17 protein-coding genes are annotated in these 21,756 nt (G+C 44.9%); 1 reads left to right on the top strand and 16 read right to left on the bottom strand.

The features are described 5' to 3' along the window. Positions 1-74 precede the first annotated feature (74 nt). The 7 genes from MKY23_RS14240 to MKY23_RS14210 all read right to left on the bottom strand — a co-directional run bounded on the left by MKY23_RS14240 (position 75) and on the right by MKY23_RS14210 (position 7,363). Complete coding sequence (locus tag MKY23_RS14240) at positions 75-1,760, bottom strand: extracellular solute-binding protein (RefSeq protein ID WP_154889074.1); 1,686 nt, start codon at positions 1,758-1,760, stop codon at positions 75-77. A gap of 171 nt (positions 1,761-1,931) precedes the next feature. Then, on the bottom strand, positions 1,932-2,504 hold the full coding sequence (locus MKY23_RS14235) for a hypothetical protein (RefSeq protein ID WP_339839052.1): 573 nt from the start codon (positions 2,502-2,504) through the stop codon (positions 1,932-1,934). A 178-nt stretch (positions 2,505-2,682) separates the two neighbouring features. After that, positions 2,683-3,396 (bottom strand): glycoside hydrolase family 16 protein, encoded by a 714-nt coding sequence (locus MKY23_RS14230; RefSeq protein WP_090916502.1) that lies wholly within the window; start codon positions 3,394-3,396, stop codon positions 2,683-2,685. A gap of 250 nt (positions 3,397-3,646) precedes the next feature. Continuing rightward, positions 3,647-4,489, bottom strand: coding sequence for an SUMF1/EgtB/PvdO family nonheme iron enzyme (locus tag MKY23_RS14225; RefSeq protein WP_339839048.1), 843 nt, complete (start codon positions 4,487-4,489; stop codon positions 3,647-3,649). Between the two features lie 93 nt (positions 4,490-4,582). After that, positions 4,583-5,215: a glycoside hydrolase family 11 protein gene (locus tag MKY23_RS14220; protein ID WP_154889082.1), complete on the bottom strand. Its 633-nt coding sequence runs from the start codon at positions 5,213-5,215 to the stop codon at positions 4,583-4,585. A gap of 40 nt (positions 5,216-5,255) precedes the next feature. Continuing rightward, on the bottom strand, positions 5,256-6,023 hold the full coding sequence (locus tag MKY23_RS14215; protein WP_339839042.1) for an alpha/beta hydrolase-fold protein: 768 nt from the start codon (positions 6,021-6,023) through the stop codon (positions 5,256-5,258). 56 nt (positions 6,024-6,079) lie between these two features. After that, positions 6,080-7,363, bottom strand: a complete 1,284-nt coding sequence (locus MKY23_RS14210; protein ID WP_339839039.1) for an SGNH/GDSL hydrolase family protein — start codon at positions 7,361-7,363, stop codon at positions 6,080-6,082. Positions 7,364-7,654: 291 nt separating this feature from the next. Between MKY23_RS14210 and MKY23_RS14205 the strand changes: the two genes are divergently transcribed. Further along, on the top strand, positions 7,655-8,797 hold the full coding sequence (locus MKY23_RS14205) for a glycosyl hydrolase family 8 (protein WP_339839036.1): 1,143 nt from the start codon (positions 7,655-7,657) through the stop codon (positions 8,795-8,797). A gap of 75 nt (positions 8,798-8,872) precedes the next feature. Here the strand turns inward: MKY23_RS14205 and MKY23_RS14200 are convergent, their stop codons facing one another. The 9 genes from MKY23_RS14200 to MKY23_RS14160 all read right to left on the bottom strand — a co-directional run bounded on the left by MKY23_RS14200 (position 8,873) and on the right by MKY23_RS14160 (position 21,749). Further along, positions 8,873-10,531, bottom strand: a complete 1,659-nt coding sequence (locus MKY23_RS14200; protein ID WP_339839033.1) for an ABC transporter substrate-binding protein — start codon at positions 10,529-10,531, stop codon at positions 8,873-8,875. Between the two features lie 16 nt (positions 10,532-10,547). Continuing rightward, entirely contained in the window at positions 10,548-11,474 is a 927-nt protein-coding gene (locus MKY23_RS14195) for a carbohydrate ABC transporter permease (RefSeq protein WP_090915965.1), read from the bottom strand. 27 nt (positions 11,475-11,501) lie between these two features. Further along, positions 11,502-12,476 carry an ABC transporter permease subunit gene (locus MKY23_RS14190; protein ID WP_186809662.1) on the bottom strand — a complete coding sequence of 325 codons (975 nt, stop codon included), beginning with the start codon at positions 12,474-12,476 and terminating at the stop codon, positions 11,502-11,504. A gap of 168 nt (positions 12,477-12,644) precedes the next feature. Beyond that, a complete protein-coding gene (locus tag MKY23_RS14185) occupies positions 12,645-14,960 on the bottom strand; it encodes a helix-turn-helix domain-containing protein (RefSeq protein ID WP_339839029.1) in 2,316 nt (771 codons plus the stop codon). Between the two features lie 319 nt (positions 14,961-15,279). Continuing rightward, on the bottom strand, positions 15,280-16,992 hold the full coding sequence (locus MKY23_RS14180) for an RICIN domain-containing protein (protein ID WP_339839026.1): 1,713 nt from the start codon (positions 16,990-16,992) through the stop codon (positions 15,280-15,282). Positions 16,993-17,083: 91 nt separating this feature from the next. Continuing rightward, positions 17,084-17,245 carry a hypothetical protein gene (locus MKY23_RS14175; RefSeq protein WP_186809664.1) on the bottom strand — a complete coding sequence of 54 codons (162 nt, stop codon included), beginning with the start codon at positions 17,243-17,245 and terminating at the stop codon, positions 17,084-17,086. Between the two features lie 69 nt (positions 17,246-17,314). Next, positions 17,315-18,262, bottom strand: a complete 948-nt coding sequence (locus MKY23_RS14170) for a carbohydrate ABC transporter permease (protein WP_090915961.1) — start codon at positions 18,260-18,262, stop codon at positions 17,315-17,317. Between the two features lie 17 nt (positions 18,263-18,279). Continuing rightward, positions 18,280-19,125, bottom strand: coding sequence for a sugar ABC transporter permease (locus MKY23_RS14165; RefSeq protein WP_154984047.1), 846 nt, complete (start codon positions 19,123-19,125; stop codon positions 18,280-18,282). Between the two features lie 53 nt (positions 19,126-19,178). Then, positions 19,179-21,749: a DUF5696 domain-containing protein gene (locus tag MKY23_RS14160; protein ID WP_339839021.1), complete on the bottom strand. Its 2,571-nt coding sequence runs from the start codon at positions 21,747-21,749 to the stop codon at positions 19,179-19,181. Positions 21,750-21,756 lie beyond the last annotated feature (7 nt).

The following is a 21,756-nucleotide window of genomic DNA, read 5'->3' as shown; positions in this document are numbered from 1 at the left end:
TTGTAGTTTTCTACCTGCCTTAGCAGCTTCGTTAGAATGAAATAACGGACAAAATCAAGTTACTTCGCTCGTACTTACTTGCCGCTAGTTACGGATTGATACCACTCATTAACTTCCTTCGTATTTTGATCTCCACCGGAAGAATTCCACTTCTCTACAAACGTATCAAAAGCATCCACCGGAGCTTTACCATAGATGATTTGTGAGAACAGGTCCTTCTCCATTTTGGTTAAGATGTCGTTGTTCATTTGCATGGACATCGTTGGTGCACCTGTGAACATCTGTTTTAATGCGATATCTTTTTGATCCTGAACAATCTTCGCCGCTTCCACCATTGGTGCTGGTACACCAGACTTGAGTTTTTTCTCGAAAGGTGTTGTAGCTTCTTCACCGTTAGCAAACTTCGCAAGCGTAGTCATGTTCAGACTCGGGATACGTGCACCGTCAAACGTTAATGTGTATTTCTCAGGTGCATAACCGCCTGTCACACTAGCATCCGTTGTTACTTTGCCGTCTTTCATTGCCCAGTCGTAGCCTTCAGCGAAGCCGTGTTCGAATTCATCACCTGCTTTTGGATTTGCATAGTGATCAAAGAGATAGTTTTGATATGTGAAAAAGACTTCCGGGTTCTTCATATCTTTGTTAATCAGAATTACACCGTTGTCGTTCGCGGTACCGCGTCTGCCTGCTTTGCCATCAGGTCCAGATGGAATCGGGTAAGCTTTGTACTCCGCTTCCGGATTGTTTTTCTTCACATCTTCGAGCGGCCATGACGGCATCCAGTGAGGTCCGACAACAATTCCTGCTTTACCTGCTGTAAACTCTTCTGCTGCTTTGGTTTCATCATAGACCCCGGCTTCTTCTGGAATGTATCCTTTTTTCATCCAGTCAGCCAGTGTTGCCAAAGCTTGTTTTGCTCCTGGATTTACAGAGCCATACTCCAGTTTGCCTTCTGCGTTCAGATTCCACTGATTTGGCATCGTGCCATAGGCTCCGAAGACCCAACCAGCATCAGACATCCATGTGCTGAGCCAGTTTTTGAATCCGATGGTCAGACCGTAAGTGTCTTTTTTACCATTGCCATCTGGGTCTTTATTCGTAAACGTATCCATGATCACTTCAAGATCAGCCAGCGTTTCGGGCGCTTTCAGATTAAACTTCTTCATCCAATCCTCACGGATCCACATCACTGGATCACTGTTGTAGGAGTAATCCAGAATCGGAATACCAATCCGTTTACCATCCTGCATATACGGATACCATACGGAAGGATCTTCATTCACGGCAGCTTTCCAGGTATCACTTGCGTATTTGTCAAACAATTCTCCAGCATCGACGAATTTGCCCGTTTCAATCAGCTCACGTGCCAGATTGAAGTCACCGCGATACGAGATGATGTCCGGCATTTCTGCATTGGAAGCCAGTGACAGACGAAGCTTCGTTTCAAACGCGTTGTTGGTGGATGGTGACACCCATTGATTTTTCAATTCAATGCCGAGCTTGTCTTTTGCCCATTTCGTGTGTACGTTATTGTCCTGATCTTCACCAGATTTGAATTTGATTTCGGGTCCCCAAGGACGTAAATAAGTAAGTTTTACGGGTGGATCATACTTCCCGTCCTTCAATTCCAGTGCAGTACTCGGTGTGCTCGGTGCAGCCTCTTTACTTGCTCCACTGTTACACCCGCTCAGAACTGCTGTAAGCGCCAACATTCCGGCCAAAGCCAAACCGCCAATCTTTCTTTTCCTGATTGTTCTCAACTTGTGTGTCCCCCTGTATGTAGTGATGTTGTCTACAGAGTCCATCATAATGAATGAACCATATGGATGCCCATACTAATATTGCAACATTTATTGTATTTATTTAGGATATTAAAAAGTGAATACATATGTTGCATTAGTACAATGTCTTACTTCTGTCTCTCTTGTTAATTAGGGGGAAAACACTTCCGGGTAATCACTCTTCCAGGCGCCCATACAGCCAATTAAGCAACACTTAACACATGTGATCACACTGCTGTCCTCATCCGTTTCATATTCAACAGAAATATTGATGTCGGATTTACGCCAAGCCAGATAAGGGCCACTGCCGCCAAGCCAGTCACCTTGCTCATAGATATCCGGTTGACCATATGCTTCAATCCATTCGTCAGGTGTTGCATTCATCGTTATGCCTTTGGGCAATTGCCCGGCAAACGGTTTTTTAATTCGATCGTCCGAACCCGGTGCAAGAAAATAAATCGCTCCAATGATCCACTCATCCGCAGGGAGATCATCACGTCCGGTTAACGTATTGATTTTGGGGGAGCGATACACATCAATACGCACAGATGCTTTAACAGACCAGATGATGTCATCCTGAAAAGGACCGTCTGGCTTCGCTATTCTTTTTACACCGAAGGGTTCAAGAAACGTTTGTACCTGCTTGTCATCGTATGGTTGACCCAACAGTTCGATAAACTGCTCAGGTGATTGCTTGTTATTGGTATCCTTGTTGTTGCTCATGTTCATGTTTCCATCCTCTCGAAGTGAGATCGATTTTGCCCTTTTCTTTCATCATCTTACGTTTTATTCGTTCTGTAAAGATTGAAAATGAACATAAAAAACAGAGGAGCATGGGATGAGATCCCCTCCTCTGTTTCATGTGGCTATATGGCTACTCCTGAGTAGTCATAAGCTTCTGTTAATTACTTGTATATTTCACCCAATCATATTCGGCATGCAATGGATTAGCACCGTTATATGACCCCAGCCATCCGTCCACACCAGTTCCATTCCAGATATTCATCATAATTTTACCCGGTGTTTTCGGAATATTGGTTGTAGCCGTATGTTTAAGCACACCGTCGACGTACCACTTAATGTGACCTGGCTGCCAATCAAACGCATACGTGTGGAATCCCTGGGACGCATCAAAGCCCAGATTTACGATTTTTTCATGATTTCCAACGCCATTCGTATAATAATTGAATTGGACTTTCGTTGTGTCTTTGCCCAGGAACTCGATATCAATCTCATCCCATTGTGTGCCATGAGCAGGACCGGTATAGGTGAAAAAAGAAGATACAATTCCTGTATTTTTAGCAGGCTTCATGCTTACTTCGTACAGACCATACCCGTAAGTATTCGTTGACCGATATTCACCACAATCAAACTTGTTGTTTGAAGGACTTGTCAGACTCAACCGCAGCTTGCCATCATTCGTAAAATTAGCATTATTTGCCCGCCACGTACAATTGAACATGGAACCGTTGGAATACCCATCCGCCTTCTGCCAGGTACTTGCATTGTGATACGTCAACGGTTCCCAAAACACCCATCCTGCGAAAGCGCTTACCGAAATAAATAATGAAACCACTCCCGATACCATTAATGTGAACCATGTCTTCCTCTTCATCAATACACCTCCACCTTTGATTCCAACCATGTAAACAAATGAACACAACTCCTTTTCGTTCTTAGATTCAACAGCAAGTAATCGATTTAATTATTTTTGTAAAGCGCTTACATTGGTTGGTATTTCCATTTTATATGCTACATAATGGACGAACTATAGCAAAGTTTAAAGAACTCATATTCATTTTTTAAGATTGCTTCCCTTTACCAGGCGAAATGCCTGAAGGCCCATTTTAAATGAACAGGCCTCGTTATTTACTACGTACGACTCGCAATCCCTGATCGGGACCAAGGCCATTCGCATCGAATTTTCCTGGATATGAAATCTCTTCTGTATTTACACTGCTGACCCAGCCGCCTCCCTTGCTGACTCTCCAAGTGTTATCCGGGGTTTCCGGGTGGCTGTGCCAGTCCCAGCACCATTCTCTCACATTACCAGACATATCATAAATGCCTAGTTCATTGGCCTTCTGCTGACCGACTGGCTTGGTTTGATTCCGATTGTTTTCAATGGCAGGCCAGTTCCAATCTCCTGTTAACGGTTTTTCACCGGCATTCATCCAGTACCACGCCACTTCGTCTGGATTGTTGCTTCCGCTATAAGTAAAATTCTCACTCTTTTGTCCGCCACTTGCGGCATATTCCCATTCTTCTGCCGTTGGCAGCCGATATCCATTCGCATCTTCATTGATGGTTACAGTCCATTTGACATTATCGTTTTCATTCTTATTATTCGTATCCATCGTTTCTTTATCAATGGTGTAATACGGTTTGAGATTTTCCTTCATGCTACGTGCATTACAGTATTCGATTGCATCGTACCAGCTCACTCTTTCAACGGGCCGATCTTCACCTTTAAAACCAGAGGGATTGTCCCCCATAACGTCTGCCCATTGTTTCTGGGTTACTTCATATTTGCCGATATAAAAGTCAGACAGTTTGATGTCTTTGCCGCTATAACTGGTTTTACTGCTCTTAAATGCCCCACCCTCTACCAATACAAGATCATCACTCACGGTTGTACTGCCACCTGTCGAACAAGCACTTAATCCAACAACAGCTGCGATGAGCAGAAATACCATCCACTTTCTCATCTGGAAGTCTCCTTTAAAACGGGAATTGAGAGCAAGACAGATCCGTAGACCTGTCTTGCTTGAATCTAGGCTGGAAAAAAACGATAATGACGACTACCAGACAGTCACATTCGAGCTACCGCTACTTTGATATCCTTCAGTTGCCATCACTTGATAGGACCAGCTGTTCCCTAAGTACATTCCTTTGCTCGCCCACGCATTTACGTGATTCTGGAACGTAATTTGGGAGTTCACACCGATTGGACGTTTAGATTGTCTAACACTCCAGTATTGCGGGAATGTTGAATACCCGTCAATAGATGGCTGATTGTATCTCATGGTTGTATAGATGTCATACGTACCACCGTCACTAGTCATCGTGCCTTTGTAAGTTCCTGTCGGGCGGTATGTGCCCCAGTTATCTACCACATAGTATTCAATAAGTGCGTTACGGGTCCAGCCATAGAACGTCAGATAACCATTGCCGGAAGGTGAAAATACACCAGCGTTATAGTTAACCACACGATTAGGTGTGCCGTAAGTCCAACCTTTACCAACAACAAAATTCCCTGTATTTTGCCAATTGACACTGTAATTACCACCCGAACCGTTCACAGCATTAACGTAACCCCCGCCATCCGTCCAGTTCTGCCAGTAATCTGTAGCACCCGTCGTAGCGGCGAATACACCAAAACTCATGGAAGCTGCAAGAACAACGGTCAACAATTTTTTGCCGAATTTGAACATAGGGAAAAACCTCCTGATATTTTTATTTTTTGTAATTCACTTACCTGAAGAGACGCTGGGAAAAAAGATACAGATCATTTTTCCATACGGGCCAGTCGTGCCCTCCGCTTTCTTCATACCAAATATGAGGTACGCCATGCTGCTTCATATACTCATGAACATCAACACTAATCTGAATCAGATTGTCCTGATCACCACAAGACACCCAGAGCAATGACAGAAGCGATGTCGCTGTAGCGGGATCTGGAACAAGTACTTCCGGCGCTTTAGTGTTCGGCGCTGCTGAAAAAGCACCAACCCATGCAAAATGATTCAAATTACGTAGTCCAATGTTTAAAGACTGTCCTCCACCCATAGACAAGCCAGCAATGGCTCTTTTGTCCCTTGATTGAGCTACCGGGTAACGGGACTCCATATACGGGATAAGATCCTGAATAAGATCCGATTCAAATTGTTCAAATGCCCGAATTTTCTCAGGATCAAAGAGGTCACCTTCCGCAAGGTCGTTAGACATTGCACGCCCATTAGGACAAACAACAATCATCGGCTGGATGAGATGATCGGTGTAGAGGTTGTCCAGGATGATGGCAGGAGAACCATAGGTATGCCACTCCTTCTCATCCCCTCCAATTCCGTGCAGCAGATAGAGTACTGGATAGGTAAGCTCCGAAGAAAAGCCTGGCGGCGTATATACCATCGCTCTACGCACGTTGCCAACCGTCTTGGAATCATACTCTATCGTTTCAACTACGCCGCGTGTTATGTTATCACGATACTGGTCAAAACCAGCAGATGCTGAAGCTATCATTGGTCTTACTCCTTTCACGGTTAGCAAAATCCTCTAAACCTCAAATCAAGTTCCCGCTAATCAACGTAACCAAAACCCAGAATGGTGAACTGCTTGTCCTTCTGTCCAGGTGCCATGTCAATCTCAATAACATGTTTCCCCACTTCCTTGTTACTAAATAGAAGCATGGCATGGCAATGAGTCCAGTTCACTTGGTGCGGATCCGCCTCTTTGACAAGTTCACCATTTACTTTAATATGGGCCGTTCCGAAGCTATCACTGTCCGAGTCTTTAAAGATCAGGATGAGCCGGCTGCACCGCAAATGCAGCTCGAAACCTTTGTCACCAGCTGTTTCGCCAGGAACATACATCCAGTTGTTCGGAAAAAGCGGTGTACCATAATCATGATCGTCCATCTCGGTCATCTGGAGCTCTGTGTCTATGAGACTGAAGCTTCCTGATTCAATCTGGCCAATCTGCTCCCCGTTTTTCCGATCCAATAGTTTGACATTCACATAATCATTTCCAATAATCGGTAACTTCGTTAATTCATCTTCTTTCTGATCGAGATTCGTACGATCTGTCACACGAAACAAATTCGCCAGTGCATCCGCCATGATCCGATGTCCCACATTCGTGGGATGATAAATATCATGGAAGTACTGCTCTTTGGTTATTATGCCACCTTCATCTTTCGTCTTCTGAAACTGCTCTACAAGAGCATCCTTCATGCTCACCATAGGCAGATCATAATGAAAGCCTACAGGAGCGAGACGATCCTGAAGATTCCAATCATTTTTAAACACACTGAAAAGCAGGATGACCGCTGGTTCGTTACTAGAAGCAAGCGCTTTCAATACTAAGCTTTCGTAACAGTTTCCACGCGTCTCATCGTCAGCATCGTTTACCGCAAACTCGATAATGACAATGTCCGGTTGCACGCTGCCATCCCGGAGCACATCCCGCTCATAACGAATGACGCCAAGTTGCGAAGGCGTCCCGCCTACACCCGCCTTGATCAGCTTTACTGCACTGCTGTCCATCGAAGCGAACATTTTTTTAAAGTGTTCATAAGAGTGGTAGGCATAACTTTGGAGATGAATCGGTGCTGCACCAGCGCCATGAGTAATCGATCCCCCAATAAAAGCAATGACAACAGGTTCACCACGTCTGGCTTTCTCGATCGCTCTCTTTAATCTGACGTTGTTCCCCAAATTCAGGAGTGATCTGTCGATCATGTCAAGATAAGTCGGAGAGTTATAATCAAATTCAGCCTCAAATGATGAAACGGTAACTCCTACGGGGTCACGTGGTGCATGGGTTCCTTGATTCTCATCTACATCTCCTGAATCGCCAAGCATGTTACATCCTCACCAACCTTCCAGCGAAAATTTACACTCTGAGTATTGCCATGTGAAGAAACCTGGACTTGACTGATGTCGATATCAGGCGGTTCCTTCTCTCCGAGTGTAGCGCTTACATAATTTAACAACAACCTGATAAACTATAGGACTTGCCTAAATATATCATCCGTATCACGAAATGGAAATAGATGGTATATCACACCTATAATTTTCCATGTAAACGCTTTAATTTGAGTAGTATTACGAATGATATACTTTCATATATAAGCATTTTAGAAGGAGGATCTCATGAATATCACAGGAAAAGGCGCTTATGAGACAGGTACATATGTCAATCTTTTTCACAAATCGGGGTATAACGAAGAAGAAATCAACGCAAGGCTGGAACAGACTTGGAATGATCTTTTTTATGGAGATGAACATACACGAATCTACTATCCTGTTGGCGAAGACAAAGCTTATATGTTGGACACGGGTAACGACGATGTTCGTTCCGAAGGTATGTCCTATGGCATGATGATGGCTGTACAGATGAATAAAAAAGAGGAATTTGATCGTCTGTGGAATTATGCTCATACCTATATGCAACATACGGAAGGACGATACAAGGATTATTTTGCATGGCATTGCAAACCGGATGGAACCCGTCTATCTCCGGGGCCTGCTCCTGATGGTGAAGAGTTCTTTGCCATGGCGTTATTTTTTGCCTCGAATCGCTGGGGTGATGGGCCGGCCCCTTATGATTACAGAACTCAAGCTCAGAAGATTCTACATGCTTGTCTGCATCAAGGAGAACAAGGTGAAGGCGATCCCATGTGGGAAGCGAGTAACCGACTAATCAAGTTTATTCCAGAGTTACCTTTCAGCGACCCTTCCTATCATCTTCCTCATTTCTATGAACTGTTTGCCGAATACGCGAATGAAGCAGATCAGACGTTCTGGAAAGAAGCTGCCGAAGCAAGCCGGGTTTATTTGCGTACAGCCTGTCATCCGGTAACCGGGCTTTCGCCTGAATACGCCAATTATGACGGCACTCCTGCTCCGATTCAGCCGCACGGGGATTTCAGGCATTTTTACAGTGATGCCTATCGCGTAGCAGCTAACATTGCCCTAGACTGGGAATGGTTCCGTAAAGATCCGTGGCAAGTGGAACAATCCAATCGGATTCAGGCCTTTTTCAGTGATATCGACGTAGCGGATTATCGCCGGTATACGATCGAGGGTGAGGCTTTTGACGAACCTGCACTACATCCTGTAGGTTTGCTGGCAACCAATGCGATGGCTTCACTGGCAGCAGATGGCCCTCATGCAGATGATTTTGTTCGGTTATTCTGGAACACACCGCTCCGCCAAGGAAAACGTCGTTATTACGATAACTGTCTTTATTTCTTCACCATGCTCGCCTTAAGCGGAAGATATCGGGTATATTAAGACGCAAATATGACAAAAAAGACGGGCCCCACCGCATGCTGCGAGTAAGGTCCGTCTTTCCTTTAATTTGTTCTTTTATTTGGATGACACGGATGAAGCATCATACGCGGACTGCATAATTTCCAGATAACGATTCATATTCAACCCTTCCAGTCCTTTCACATACTCATCCCAGTCTTTATCCAAACTCTTTGCTCCTGTAACAAATTGTAACGCATTCTGGTCGATATAATCCTTGATATTGGTTTGCATCATGCTGGTTTCATCCGCAAGGGATGGATCAACCCACAATGCCCAATGCGGGAAAACCTCTTTAGGTTCTTTACCTTCCATCAACAATGTTGCTTCGTACAGGCGACGTTCATACCCATCGTTGGCATAGATATCTGTTCCCTGTACTTCTGCATCGCGATATGCCCGGTGATGATTGTACTGGCTTAATGCAGCCCAGCTGTCATTACGAGGTTCTTCTCCGGATGGAAGCGGAATCGCTTTATAGAGCGGCTGTACCTGATCATTCAGAGCCACTTCTCCCTCTTCCGGTTTGCGCCAGCTTAAGCCTTCTTCGCCCAGATATGAAGCCATAGCTCCTTCTTGGGTATAGAAGTAATCCAGCATTTTTATGGCTGTAATCTGCGTTTGCTCACTGGCTTTGTTGGTCAGTACAAATGTTGCACCAGGATCGACCGGATAGTTGTACGAAGCATATTCAGCATTTGGCCCTTTTAATGGTGGAATCGGATTGTAATCATTGCCGTACGGTGACCCTTCAGCCGTGGTTACGAACAAGGATGGATGCATAGCCGCTCCTGCACCCAGAAGCTGTGCGTCAGCATTGTCTCCAATTTTCTTGAAGGCACCTACATTTTGCGTAAAAGAACCCGGATCAATCAACCCTTCATCATATAAGGATTTGATGTACGTAAGACCTTCTTTCCACTCCGGTTTATTCGCTACCGTTTCAACTTTGCCTTGATTCAGAATGAGGTAATTCCGGTCATCGTCATAGATGAAACCATTCATCAGATAGGGAATAATGTGTACACCAAAGTTCTCCGTAGAACCACTCAGAGGTACTTCATCTGCCTTGCCGTTTCCGTTCGGGTCTTTCGTTTTAAACGCTTTCAGCATTTCCCGGAACTCTTCTGTCGTTGTTGGTTCTTTGATATTCAGCTGCTCCATCCATTTGGTATTCACCCACATCTTGTTTGGATACGAACAGTGGAAACACTCATTCAGCCCGGTCAGTCCATAAATTTTACCGTCAGGTGCGGTATTCATTGCTTTGTAGTAATCATTGCTATCGAGCACCTTCTTGATGTTAGGCGCATGCTGATCAATCAGATCATTCAGCGGCAGGATCACACCCTGTTGCCCGAACTTCAACAAGTCAGTCTGTGAGAAACGATCTACCCAAGGGATGAGCAGGTACAGATCTGGATAGTCCCCGGAAGCCAGGGATATCTGTCTTTTTTCAGCTGCTCCATCAAAAGGAACTGTCGTCCAGTTGAACTTGATATTGAACTTTTCCTCCATTTTCTTCGTGAATTTATTGGTTGCGAGGTTCATATCCGATCCTTGGTGCACAAACACATTCATCGGGACTTTCCCGTCCGCATCCACTTCCCCATTGCTCTTATCGGATGACGAGCAGCCTGCTAGTACCAACGTAAGAACCAGCACACCTATTAATCCAAGCGCACTTATTTTCTTCAATAAAATCCTCTCCCTCATGAAAGTTGTAATTGACTTATCCTTTAACTGAGCCGATCAACATGCCTTGTACGAAATAACGTTGTACAAAAGGATAGATGATCAGAACCGGTAAGCTGGCCATGACAATCAAGGAGTACTTCATCAGTTCAGCCATTTGCTGTTGTTTGATCATTTCGGAAGCATCCATATTGCCTGAGCTACCTAGAATAAGAATACTTCGTAAAATCAGCTGTAGCGGGTAGAGCGACTGCGATTTCAGATAAATAAGTGCGTCGAAGTAAGCGTTCCATTGACCAACCGCATACATCAGCGACAGCACCGCAATAATGGGTTTGGCAAGCGGCAGGATGACACTGAAGATAAACCTAATGTCACTACAGCCATCGATATCAGCCGCTTCGGATAGCTCATCCGGTATGGAATTTTGAAAGAAGGTTCGTGCAATAATGACTTGCCACACCCAGATCGCATTGGGAATCAGAAGCGCCCAGCGTGTATCAATGAGTCCCAGGGATTTAACAACGAGGTATGTTGGAATCAGACCACCGGCAAAGAGCATCGTGAACGTGATGAAGATCATCAGCGTACTGCGACCAACAAAGGTCTTTTTAGACAATGGATAAGCGATCATAATTGTTAATGCTACGCTGATAAATGTGCCGCATGCCGTATAAAACAATGAGTTGGCGTATCCCATCAGCACCTGTTCATTTCGCAATACAGCCTTGTATCCTTCGAATGACAGATCAACCGGCCATAGCCAGACTTTGCCTGAAGAAACGGCTGACGGACTGCTGAGTGACGAACTTACGATGTAGATCAAAGGATACAGCACGGCAACCAGCACGAGTGACAGAATGATGTAGATTGCCGTAATAAACAAGCGATCCCCAGGCGATTCTCTAATGACAGGGTTTTTGTTTGCTCGTGAACGACCTGCCTGTGATTGTAAATTAGACATCCTTCAAGTCTCCTCCCCTCCGTGTGGTTACCATAGGCTTGTATTGGACAGCCGTTTTGCGGCTGCATTGACGGTTAACAACAAGATGAGATTAATGAGAGAGTTGAACAAACCAACCGCTGTAGCAAAGCTGTAATTGGCGTTTAATAGTCCCATTTTGTAGACATATGTGGAGATGATTTCTGAAGCAGACAGGTTTAACGGGTTTTGCATCAAATATATTTTCTCGAATCCTACCGCCATAATGTTCCCGACGCTCAAAATTAAAATAATGACGGCTGCCGGCAACAAGCCGGGCAAATCCACGTTAATAATCTTCTGCAGTCGATTAGCTCCATCCACTTTGGCCGCCTCATATAATGAAGGGTCAATGCCCGCAAGCGCAGCCAGATAGATGACTGCTGAATATCCCATGCTCTGCCATACATCAGAAAAAACATAGATTGAGCGGAACATGTCTGGATTACCAAGGAAATTCACCGATTCAAAGCCAAGTGCACCTGCAATGGTATTGACAATACCAAGCCTCGGCGAGAGGAATAGCATAATGATCGATACCATAACCACCGTGGATATGAAATACGGTGCGTAGGTTACCATCTGCACGGTTTTCTTAAACTTCATGTTTTTGATTTCATTTAAAGCCAGTGCCAGCAAGATCGGGATCGGAAATCCGACGATGAGGCTGTAAAACGAGATGAGAAGCGTATTTTTGATTAAAGTCATAAAAGCGGGATTCTGGAAAAGCAGGTCGAAATACTTGGTGCCAGCCCAAGGGCTCCCCCAAATTCCTTTGATGACGTTATAATCCTTAAATGCAAGGACCGTATTCACCATCGGTACATATTTGAAAACGATAAAGTACACCACCGGAGGCAATATGAGCAGATATAACTGCCAATGCCTCCTGAAACTTCTGGCTAGCGCATGCTGTAATGTTGATCGCTTGCGCTCCTTCACACCGGACTTGCTTTCACTTGTTATTGTTGTTCTCAGAATCATCCCCCCAGTCAGTGAACCCTATGGTTGAAGTGAGCGTCACCTTGTATTGGTAGCGCTTTCTTTGTGCCCATATCATAAGTTCGGCCTGGGGAAATCGTAAAGGTACATCTCGGAAATCAGCGTACATTATACGCATAGATACTATATAAGCAGCGTACATTCAGCGACCTAATTATCCATCTTCCGAAATACACTTGGTGATATGCCGCGTACACGCTTGAATGCTCTGCGGAATGAATGCGCACTGTTATATCCTGTAGAAAGTGCAATTTCATCGATGGTCTGATTACTTTCCCGAAGCAGTTCAGATGCTGCATTGATTCTCACCCGCTCCACATAATCGGAAAGATTCTCTCCGGTGTGCTCTTTGAATAGTTGGGAGATGAATTTTTCGGATTTCCCCATATGTTCGGAGATTCGGCAGATCGTCAAATTCGCGTCGCCATAATGATTTTCAATATAACACGTAATTTCTCGTACGGTATCCGCATGTGTGGATGATCTTTTTCGCAGCACTTCTTTGCACATATCTTCGGTTAAGCGCTTGAATTTACCACGTAATGCGGCAATGGAATCGGTAATCTGGATACTGGTGACACCATTTTTGTATTCTTCTGCAAAGGAATCATCGTGTTTGATTTTGGGCTCATCCAGCTTCAGGTATGTTCCCTTTAACTCCATAATAAATTGTTGTGCCATCTCATAGGAAAGTTCGCGCTCTTCGAAATTGCGTGCAAACAGCTGATCCAAAATACGAAGAGCCTCTTCCAGTTCTCCTGCCTTGATCGTATTCAGCAAGCGCTGTTCTGACTCAATGGGATAATAGTACATTTCATTTTCCTTCAATGTATCTTCAAATCGGACGAGCTCATCTGCTCCCATATGAATCGCATATTCCATGGCCTGTTTGGCTTCGTCAAATGAACGGCCTGCATCATTCCAAACTTCGTATGCGGCTCCGGTACCGATTGTTGTTGATATCCGGTATTCCTTATAAATGAGTTCGGTTAATCTGCTGAGTTCAGACTCACAATGACGTATTGCTGTTTCCAGCGGCATCTCGGTTACGGGACATATAAAAGCAATCTGATCTGTGCCCCAGTCCGTCATCAGCAGACCTTCGTTCCATTCTGTCATCGTCTGTCTGATAATTAATTTCGCCACACCAAGCTCCTGAATCGTTTCTTCGCTATCCAGACTCGCATAACCATTCACCTTGAGCAAACCAGTGATCCCCTGGCTGTTCTCAATGGATAGTTGTGTCTGAGAAGAAATAGCTTCCAGTTCACGAGTAGTATAGAACTCACCCGTAAGCAGACGTTTGATGAATCCATCGCGCAAGAGCGGAATTTGTTCATTCAGCGCGTTCTCCAGCGATTGATTATTGGCGATTAAATGATGAATATGGCTTGCTAGAAAATCATACTCATTACGCCTTTTACCTGAAGGTTCACTGACTTGTTCTCGGAAGGCAGACAACAGTTTGTAGATGGGGGCACTATTTCGATAGGCCAGGATCAGTCCAAAACCTAAACCAAGCGTCAATGTTGCAAGCGTAAAGGCCAATGTCACTTTCTTGATCTGATCCGCATTGGTCATAAGTGCTTTCTCGGGAATACCTGCCATGTAACTCCAGCCGTTTCGATCTGAATGAATGGATATGAGCAGCCGGCCATCTTCAATAGGCTGTACCTCATTCGAATCGTTACCCACATTTTGCGCCAAACGCTGCGCTTCTCCTTCTTCAATACCGCGTGAGAAGATAATTTCGCCGTTCGCATCTCGAACCAAAGTCCAGCCGCCATACTGATCAACGATATGCTGGGTCAGGCTAGCCATCTCATCTTCATCAATTAAAACACCAATGGTAGCCTGTGGTTTATTGAAACTATTCAGCGGCAAGGATTGCAGAAAGGTAATTGCCGGTGCGGTGGTGCGCAAGTTGCTGCTTATTTCACGTTTGTAATTCTGAAGTGGAATAATCTCATTAAAGTGTGGCTTTTTCAATATGTTTTCGCTCCACTGTTCGAAGGTCATACCCTCCAACGCGTTGGCTGCGTAATAATGTTCAGGTCTGTAATAGACCGTATTGGGTGTAATAATGACGTTATAGTTTGGAATGTAAATAAAAAAATGGGATAAGTATTCGTTTGTACTGCTGTACATGGATAAACTTCGCTGCATTTTACCTATGCCATAAACATTGTAGGAATCCAGTGGTTTGGGATCGGCAATCAAACGGTACAGCTCCTGATTAATGGCTAGTTGCCTCGTAAACGCTTCGACCTGTAGCAGATTCCGTTCAATGATTTCTTTGCCCAGATTCAGAGACTTCAGACTGTTCTCTATCGAGCTGGCCCTTGCCGCTTCAATGGATGCCCGATAAGAGGCGTATCCGGCGATCTGTGGAATCATTAGAATGATTAGATACGAAATCAAATAACGACGGAACATCGGTGAAAATTTGGACCATAGGAGTTTCAATGTACTCCCCCCTTTTTCTAATCAAGCGCTTACATTTAACGGTGTATGATCATCATTTCATGATACAACGGGCATTTCTGAACAGTGAAGGTACAACTTCTTCCCTATGGTACATTTACACCTGTAGCTATACAATACTTGATTTCTCCAGCGTAATGTGCAACTTCACGAGACAAAGGCAATGAATAACAACCTTTTCAGTCATCCCATTTCGTTGTATCCATACATAGGTACAATAAAAATAACCTTCTCAAGTCATCAGATGACCTGAAAAGGTTATTTATTGCCACTAATTTCGTGATGGAAATGTTGAGGTTAGTTAATTACTAACCGCTACGAATTTCCACTGTTGGTTCGTTGCACCCGAGTAGGTGTTCTGTTGAAGTTTGGCTCCATCCGATGTGGAAGCGCTCTCAACTTCAATAGCTTTATTACTGTTGACGTTGATAATGCTGTAGTAGCCATTGCCGAGATCATTCACTTTGAAATGCTGTGCCGTTGTATTGAGATTAGCCATAAGTTGCACAGCTTCACCATTGGTCTGTGTACCGTTACGAATGTCGATCACTTTATCAGGTGAATTCACACTCGTCAGCGTGTAGTTGCCCCCACCAATGGAGGTTAGCACCCACTTCTGAGGATTACCGCCCAGATCACTCCATTGTTGTAATTGGAGGTTGTTCTGATTTTGCCCACCAGGAACATCAATTACTTTATTGGAATGACGCGCTACAATTTTGTACGTTGCACCAGACACCAGACCTGTAGACGGATTCGTTGGATTGGTTGGAGTACCACTACCGTAATTCTGGGAGCGCTCATTGTACCAAGTGAACAAGAATCGTCCCATCGCACTGCGTGAAGCATCTCCATCCCATTTCAGTCCTGCGGTTGGATCAGCGAATGAACTGCGTGCGCCCGGTTCTAAGATAAAACCATTCATATGAGCCGCGATGCTAACATTACCTGCCGCATTGAAAATTCTTTTGGTGTTCGTTCCGAAACCTTCATTACTACCATTGAACAGATTCCAATAAGCTGAATCACCTGGCTTGTTTTTGAACCATGTCACTTCTGTGATGTTGATTGGATATTTATCGGCAGCCGCCTTGACGTTGGTATTCCATTGATCTTGCAAAATGTTGAAGTTATCATACGCTCCGTATCCTGGATACCAGTGTACAGCATAACCGTAGTTGTTCAGTGGGTCAGTAAGCGGATGACTTGCTGTCAGGCTGTAAAACTGATTGTAACCTAGACCCGCAGCCCAGATCACATTGTCTGCGCCCTGATTACGAATCGTGGAGATCATGGAGTTTTGGAAATTACGCAAGTCATTCCAGTGATCCACAAAATCATTCTCCCCGTTGTAACCACCCCAGTGTCCGTTAGCGTACGATTTCACCGGCTCGTTAATCAGCTCGAAGTGAACGTTGTCTGCACTTTTAATCTCTGGACGGGAGGCAAGATACCCCCAGATTTGATTGAACTTTTGCAAGTTTGCAGCTGTCGTCGCCTGATCATCCTTCAACGTGAAGTCCAGTCCCAAAACGACATATACCCCTTTGGTTTTTGCATACTGGATATAAGGAATGATGACGTTCTGCGTCACAGTCTGCACACCGGCAAAGTTGTATGTACCTGCCGCCACATCTCCCATGTCTTGACGGTCAATGAACAGACGCACCTGATTCATTTTCCAGCCATGATTGCTGCCATATTTCGGACTGGTATCTGCAAATGTGTCTGTGATGTCTTTCAGATAGGCCAATGTTGCGGCATGACGATTGTTACCATGAAGGTTGAGGTAATAATTGCTGTCCTGATACGTCCAGTATGCGCCGGAAGGTTGATGCCAGCCATTAAGGAGTACAGGTTGATTGTTGCTGTTGACCAAGTTTTTGCCACTCACTTTTAGTTTCCCCATAGGCATACCTACCCAAGCATCAGCTTGGCTACCGCCCCAGGGAGCAATCGTAATCAGTAATGCCAGAACGAGTAAAAGCTTGCAAGACATCATGAACTTTTTCACTGCTATTCCTCCTGTTTGATTAAATTGGCTTACATTACTGCGATAGGAAGCTACCCTCAAACCTGATATTTAGCAAGATCAAGATTTAACCTCATCTAGACTCGGTTGGCGCGCGCTCCCTTAAGCCATTCCATATCCAATGATAATGCGGGCTGTAACACATAAGATTAGCTGTACGCCATTCGGTGAAACTCACCTCATTGAGGTAAGCTTCCTTGGAATAGTCCTTAATATAATTCTTGGAATCACTCATGAGATATGCCTCCTTTCGTTTAGGAATGTTTGAACATGTTATAGCTGTACACTTCTTCGCTCCAAACGGCTATCCTACGATACCTGTACGCTCCACACTTTCCACGAAATATCGTTGCACAAATAAATAAATAATAATTAACGGGAGAATTGCAAGCAGAATACCTGTATCCTGAATCATGCTCAGATAGAACGGATCGGCCTGAGAGGCTGCACCGTCTGTCACCTGTTGAGCGAGATTGTACGGCAACGACGATAACTGTGTTGACATGACTTTACTCGAAGTCAGATATGTTGTTGTGTAGAAGCTGTCGTTCCATTGCCATACGAAGGAAAACAGCATGACGGTTACCATGGATGGAATGGCATTCGGCAACATGATGCGAGTGAATGTGCGACTGATGCCTGCGCCGTCAACATATGCAGCCTCCTCTACTTCTTTCGGGATGCCTCTGAAAAATTGGCGGAATATGAAGATATACAAACCTGCCTTTAGTGAATTTGCGGTAACGGCTGTCAGAATAAACGGCCAGTACGTATTGAGCAAGTTCACCGGCTTCCCGGAAAACAGCGTCATCAGCCCCATCAAATCAAAGCTTTTCAGATTGAGATATACGGGAATAAGAATGGTTGTTGGCGGAACAAGAATCGTCAGAATGACTCCTGCAAACAGCCAGTTGCTTCCTTTGAACTTCAATCTGGCGAATCCATAACCTGCAAGCGCGCATGAGGCTGTAGTCAACAGTGTTGTTGTAGCGGACAATGCAAACGTATTAAACAGCGTTACCCAGTAATCCATGACACGAATGGCCTGCTTAAAATTGTCGATCGAGAAGTTCTGCGGAATCCATACAACTACTGCCGAATAGAGATCACCCTTGGCCTTGATCGATGTGGATATTTTTTGGAATATCGGAAATAAAATAACAAAGGAAAGTCCGGTGATCAGAACAAATCGGATGATAGACCACAGCCAACTCTTCCATTGCTCAAGCGATAATAATCGTGATGTCGTCACGCGGAATGCCCTCCTTTCTAATCTTGATAGAAGACTCGTTTTGAGAAAATGATCGATACGATCACTAGAATAATGGCAATGGCTACGAAATACACCCATGCCATCGCGGAGCTAAGACCAAAGTCAAATTTCACAAATCCCGTGTCCCGAATCAATTTGGTCATCGCATTATTCGCAAAGGAGTCAATAATCGTATAGATCGCGTTCACAAAAATAAGTGGGCTGACCATCGGAAACGTGATTTTCCAGAATGCCTCGTATCCAGTCGCCCCTTCCATCTTGGACGCTTCATAGAGCTGCGGGGAGATCGTTTGAATACCGGCCAGGAAGATCAAAATTTGTACACCCGATTGACTGACAATCTGGTAGATTCGATCAACTGCACCGCTTAAATACGTAACAATCCATTCGCTTACGCCTGCATTGAGCATCAGACCTTCCAGTTCCAATGTGCCAAAAGCACTTCCGCCTGTGCTGTTCTGGTTCACAGCTTCAATCAAACTTGTGCTTTCGAGCGACATAATGACACCGGAAGCCAGAATAACAGGCAAGAAAAAAATCGATCTTGCCACAGCTCGGCCTCTGAATTTCTGATTCAGAATGACTGCAAGAAACAAACTGAAAATGACAATAAGCGGTACATTCACAAGTACATCTGTAATGGACTCAATCAGTGCCCGGTTAAAGCTTGTATTTACGGTAAGTGCTTGAATATAATTGGCGAACCCCGTAAATTGAATCGCTATTCCTTCTGCGTTAGCTTGAATGGTGCTCATGCTGTATCGCAGAGACGCCAGTAGCGGAACGAAGAAAAACAATACAAATCCGATCAGCCACGGAAGTACGTAGATGACACCCCACATTGCTTTTTGCTGAGCATACGTACGACTTCCCCATTTCGATTTCAGGAGTGTCTTCAGAGCTGCTCACCACCAGTCACATAACTTAGGGCTTCAACGGTATGATTCTCTACTTCAACAGAAGAGTCATTGTAATTGACAATTACATATCCTCCGCCTTCATAGGTTGTTCGAAATACACCTTCACTCAAAGATTCATGAGTAATCATTGGACGCCCGGTGAACGACTTGTTTACTTGGCTAACTTCGGTATAAATCTCAGCTGCCATATCCATCCATTGCTCGTAATTCACGGCATAGAGATGGTTGTAATCCGTTTCTTTCACCACATGGCCCGGGGCATTAAACCAGGCAAAATAAGGGCTCGCTCCATATTCAATCAGCTTCAGCACATACTGTCTTGCATCGGTATACGTGGACAGATTATACGGAGAACCGGTATAAGGAATACGGCCGTGAACGACCAGCTGAAAAAACGGAACTTCTTCATCCTCCAGTTTGAACCGACTACTGCTCATCGGAGCATCCGTAAGGCCTGTAATGTAAGGAAGCGCGTAAGCGTTACCGCCTTCAGCCACAATGGAGCCTGCTTGTTGTTTAATTTGATCCAAAGATTTTCGAACCGTATCCAGTGCTTGCGTACGATCAAGCAATTTCTTCGGATTCATATCGCTGTTTAACTGTTCTGCCATATCTTTCAGAGAGATGCCTCCCGCCTGGAGTGGTTCCATGTCCTTCAGCATATCTGTTGTCACATCGTCAATCTCATTCGGTGAGAGGACATAGGAAGCAGATACATCCTTCGTCCGTCGCTCCAAAGCCAGATCCATTGGATAGAGGACCGCTGGTTCCTGTGTTAAAGACCGGGAAGCCTCATTCGATGGACTGAATCCTTTTTTCGATTGCACGTTAAGTACAGCTACATCCGGATAAAATCCGATTCCCGCTTCACTCGTAAAAGCGCTGAACTCTTTCATTCCTTTTTTTCCGCCAATTACTCCGTCCACCTTAATGGAATCCGGCAATCTGTGGTGCAGTCCGCCATTGAACCATCCGGCATAACGCACTTGAATGTTCGACACATTTTTTTCCATCAGCTTCGAAAGAATCTCTTTTCCCTCATCAAACGTCGTCAGAGCCTCCGTGGAATTATAAGGTATGCCGAGCATATGCTGTCTTGTTGTCATGCCTCCGAAAAGCTTGAGATAAAACGGCATTGCAGACTGCTCCTCAGACGATTTCATTTCAGGAAGTCCCCCGGTTTGCACCAGGTACTCCCGGTACAGTGAGGCCAGACCAGAATACGAAGCCTGCTCCTCGCCTACAAAAGCGTAACGAACCACAAAATCAGACGACGTCGGTTTATTCTGGAACTTCGGTAATGTGCGAACCATGTCACTGGACTGAAGTGTAATATCACTTTTGTTCACGACATAAAAACTGGGATATACGTTATTGTAGCTGTTCAGCTTCCCACTAATATCTGCATTCACTACAGCCACCGCATCCCCTTCTTCGATAATGCCCAGGAAAGCACCTTCCGGACGAATCACGCCAAAGACAGGCAATCTTGCTTTGCTTTCACTGGAACTGGCTTCACGCAGCTTCATCGTTAAGTCTGGACCGTAAATATCCTGCTGGTAGGATGGGTACTGTAACTTACCATTGTTGAAGTGGATGAGCGCTCCCGAACCATCTGGTACGAGAATCGATCCTTCTTCTTTGGAGCCTCCAGCTCCGAAGTACTCCAGCACAGACAGAGTGTTGATGGGATACTCTTCTGGAAAATGGATACCTGAAGCTGGCACTCGCACTTTAAGCTGCTCTCCGTCCAGTTCATATTCCATCGTGAGCATGAATAGACGTGGCCCGCTTCGTTCCTGCTCAATGCCATGCTCGGTGTGATCTTTGACAAGATCTTCTTCTGTGTATCCGGCGTCTTCGAAAGCTTTCAGTGCACGGGTAAGTTGCAGACCTTGCATAGCTTTGTCAATCCGATTGTATACGCCTTCATCTTTATCTTCTGCATATCCGACTTTCAAGGCCCGTTCGCCGGATTTATCGAGCTTAGCCAGCACATATTGTTCGAAACGTTCCTTGCTTATCTTCACTGGCAGATCTTCAATGGATCGCTCCGTGTTGCCAAATTGATAGTGAACGCGTACCCCGTTCGGTAATGTTTCGTAACTCACTTGTTTATGCCGAACACTGTCCGTGAACGAATTCACCATACTGCTCTGGCCTGAGCTGTTGAAAAAGCTGAGTCTGGATTGGGAGGACAAAAGGTCCTTGTTAATTCCGGCTGCAATGCCATCCTTCTCGCGTTCTTCCGGGTTACTGCGCCAGATTTGTCCGCTTTTACTATGAATAACGGCAATTTCAGCAGTCTCCTCGTTGATCAACAACTGCAAAGCATTGTTTCGGGCGATGCCGATCATGCCGGGAATGCGTGTATCACTAAAAGCAGATTTCAGTTTTTCTCCGGGAGGCAGGGAAGGAGTCTCCACTTGACTAACATCTGCTGCCGTCTCGCGAGCCGCTGTAGATGGCGAGAACTGACAACCGCTTAGAAGCAAGCTACTCACAAGCAGTATTCCGGTTAATTTTTTTGCTGCGGCATATTTCATTCTGATT

This window comes from Paenibacillus sp. FSL R7-0272, from assembly GCF_037969905.1.
Classification (GTDB): domain Bacteria; phylum Bacillota; class Bacilli; order Paenibacillales; family Paenibacillaceae; genus Paenibacillus; species Paenibacillus polysaccharolyticus.
This window is presented reverse-complemented; position numbering and strand designations above follow the sequence as displayed.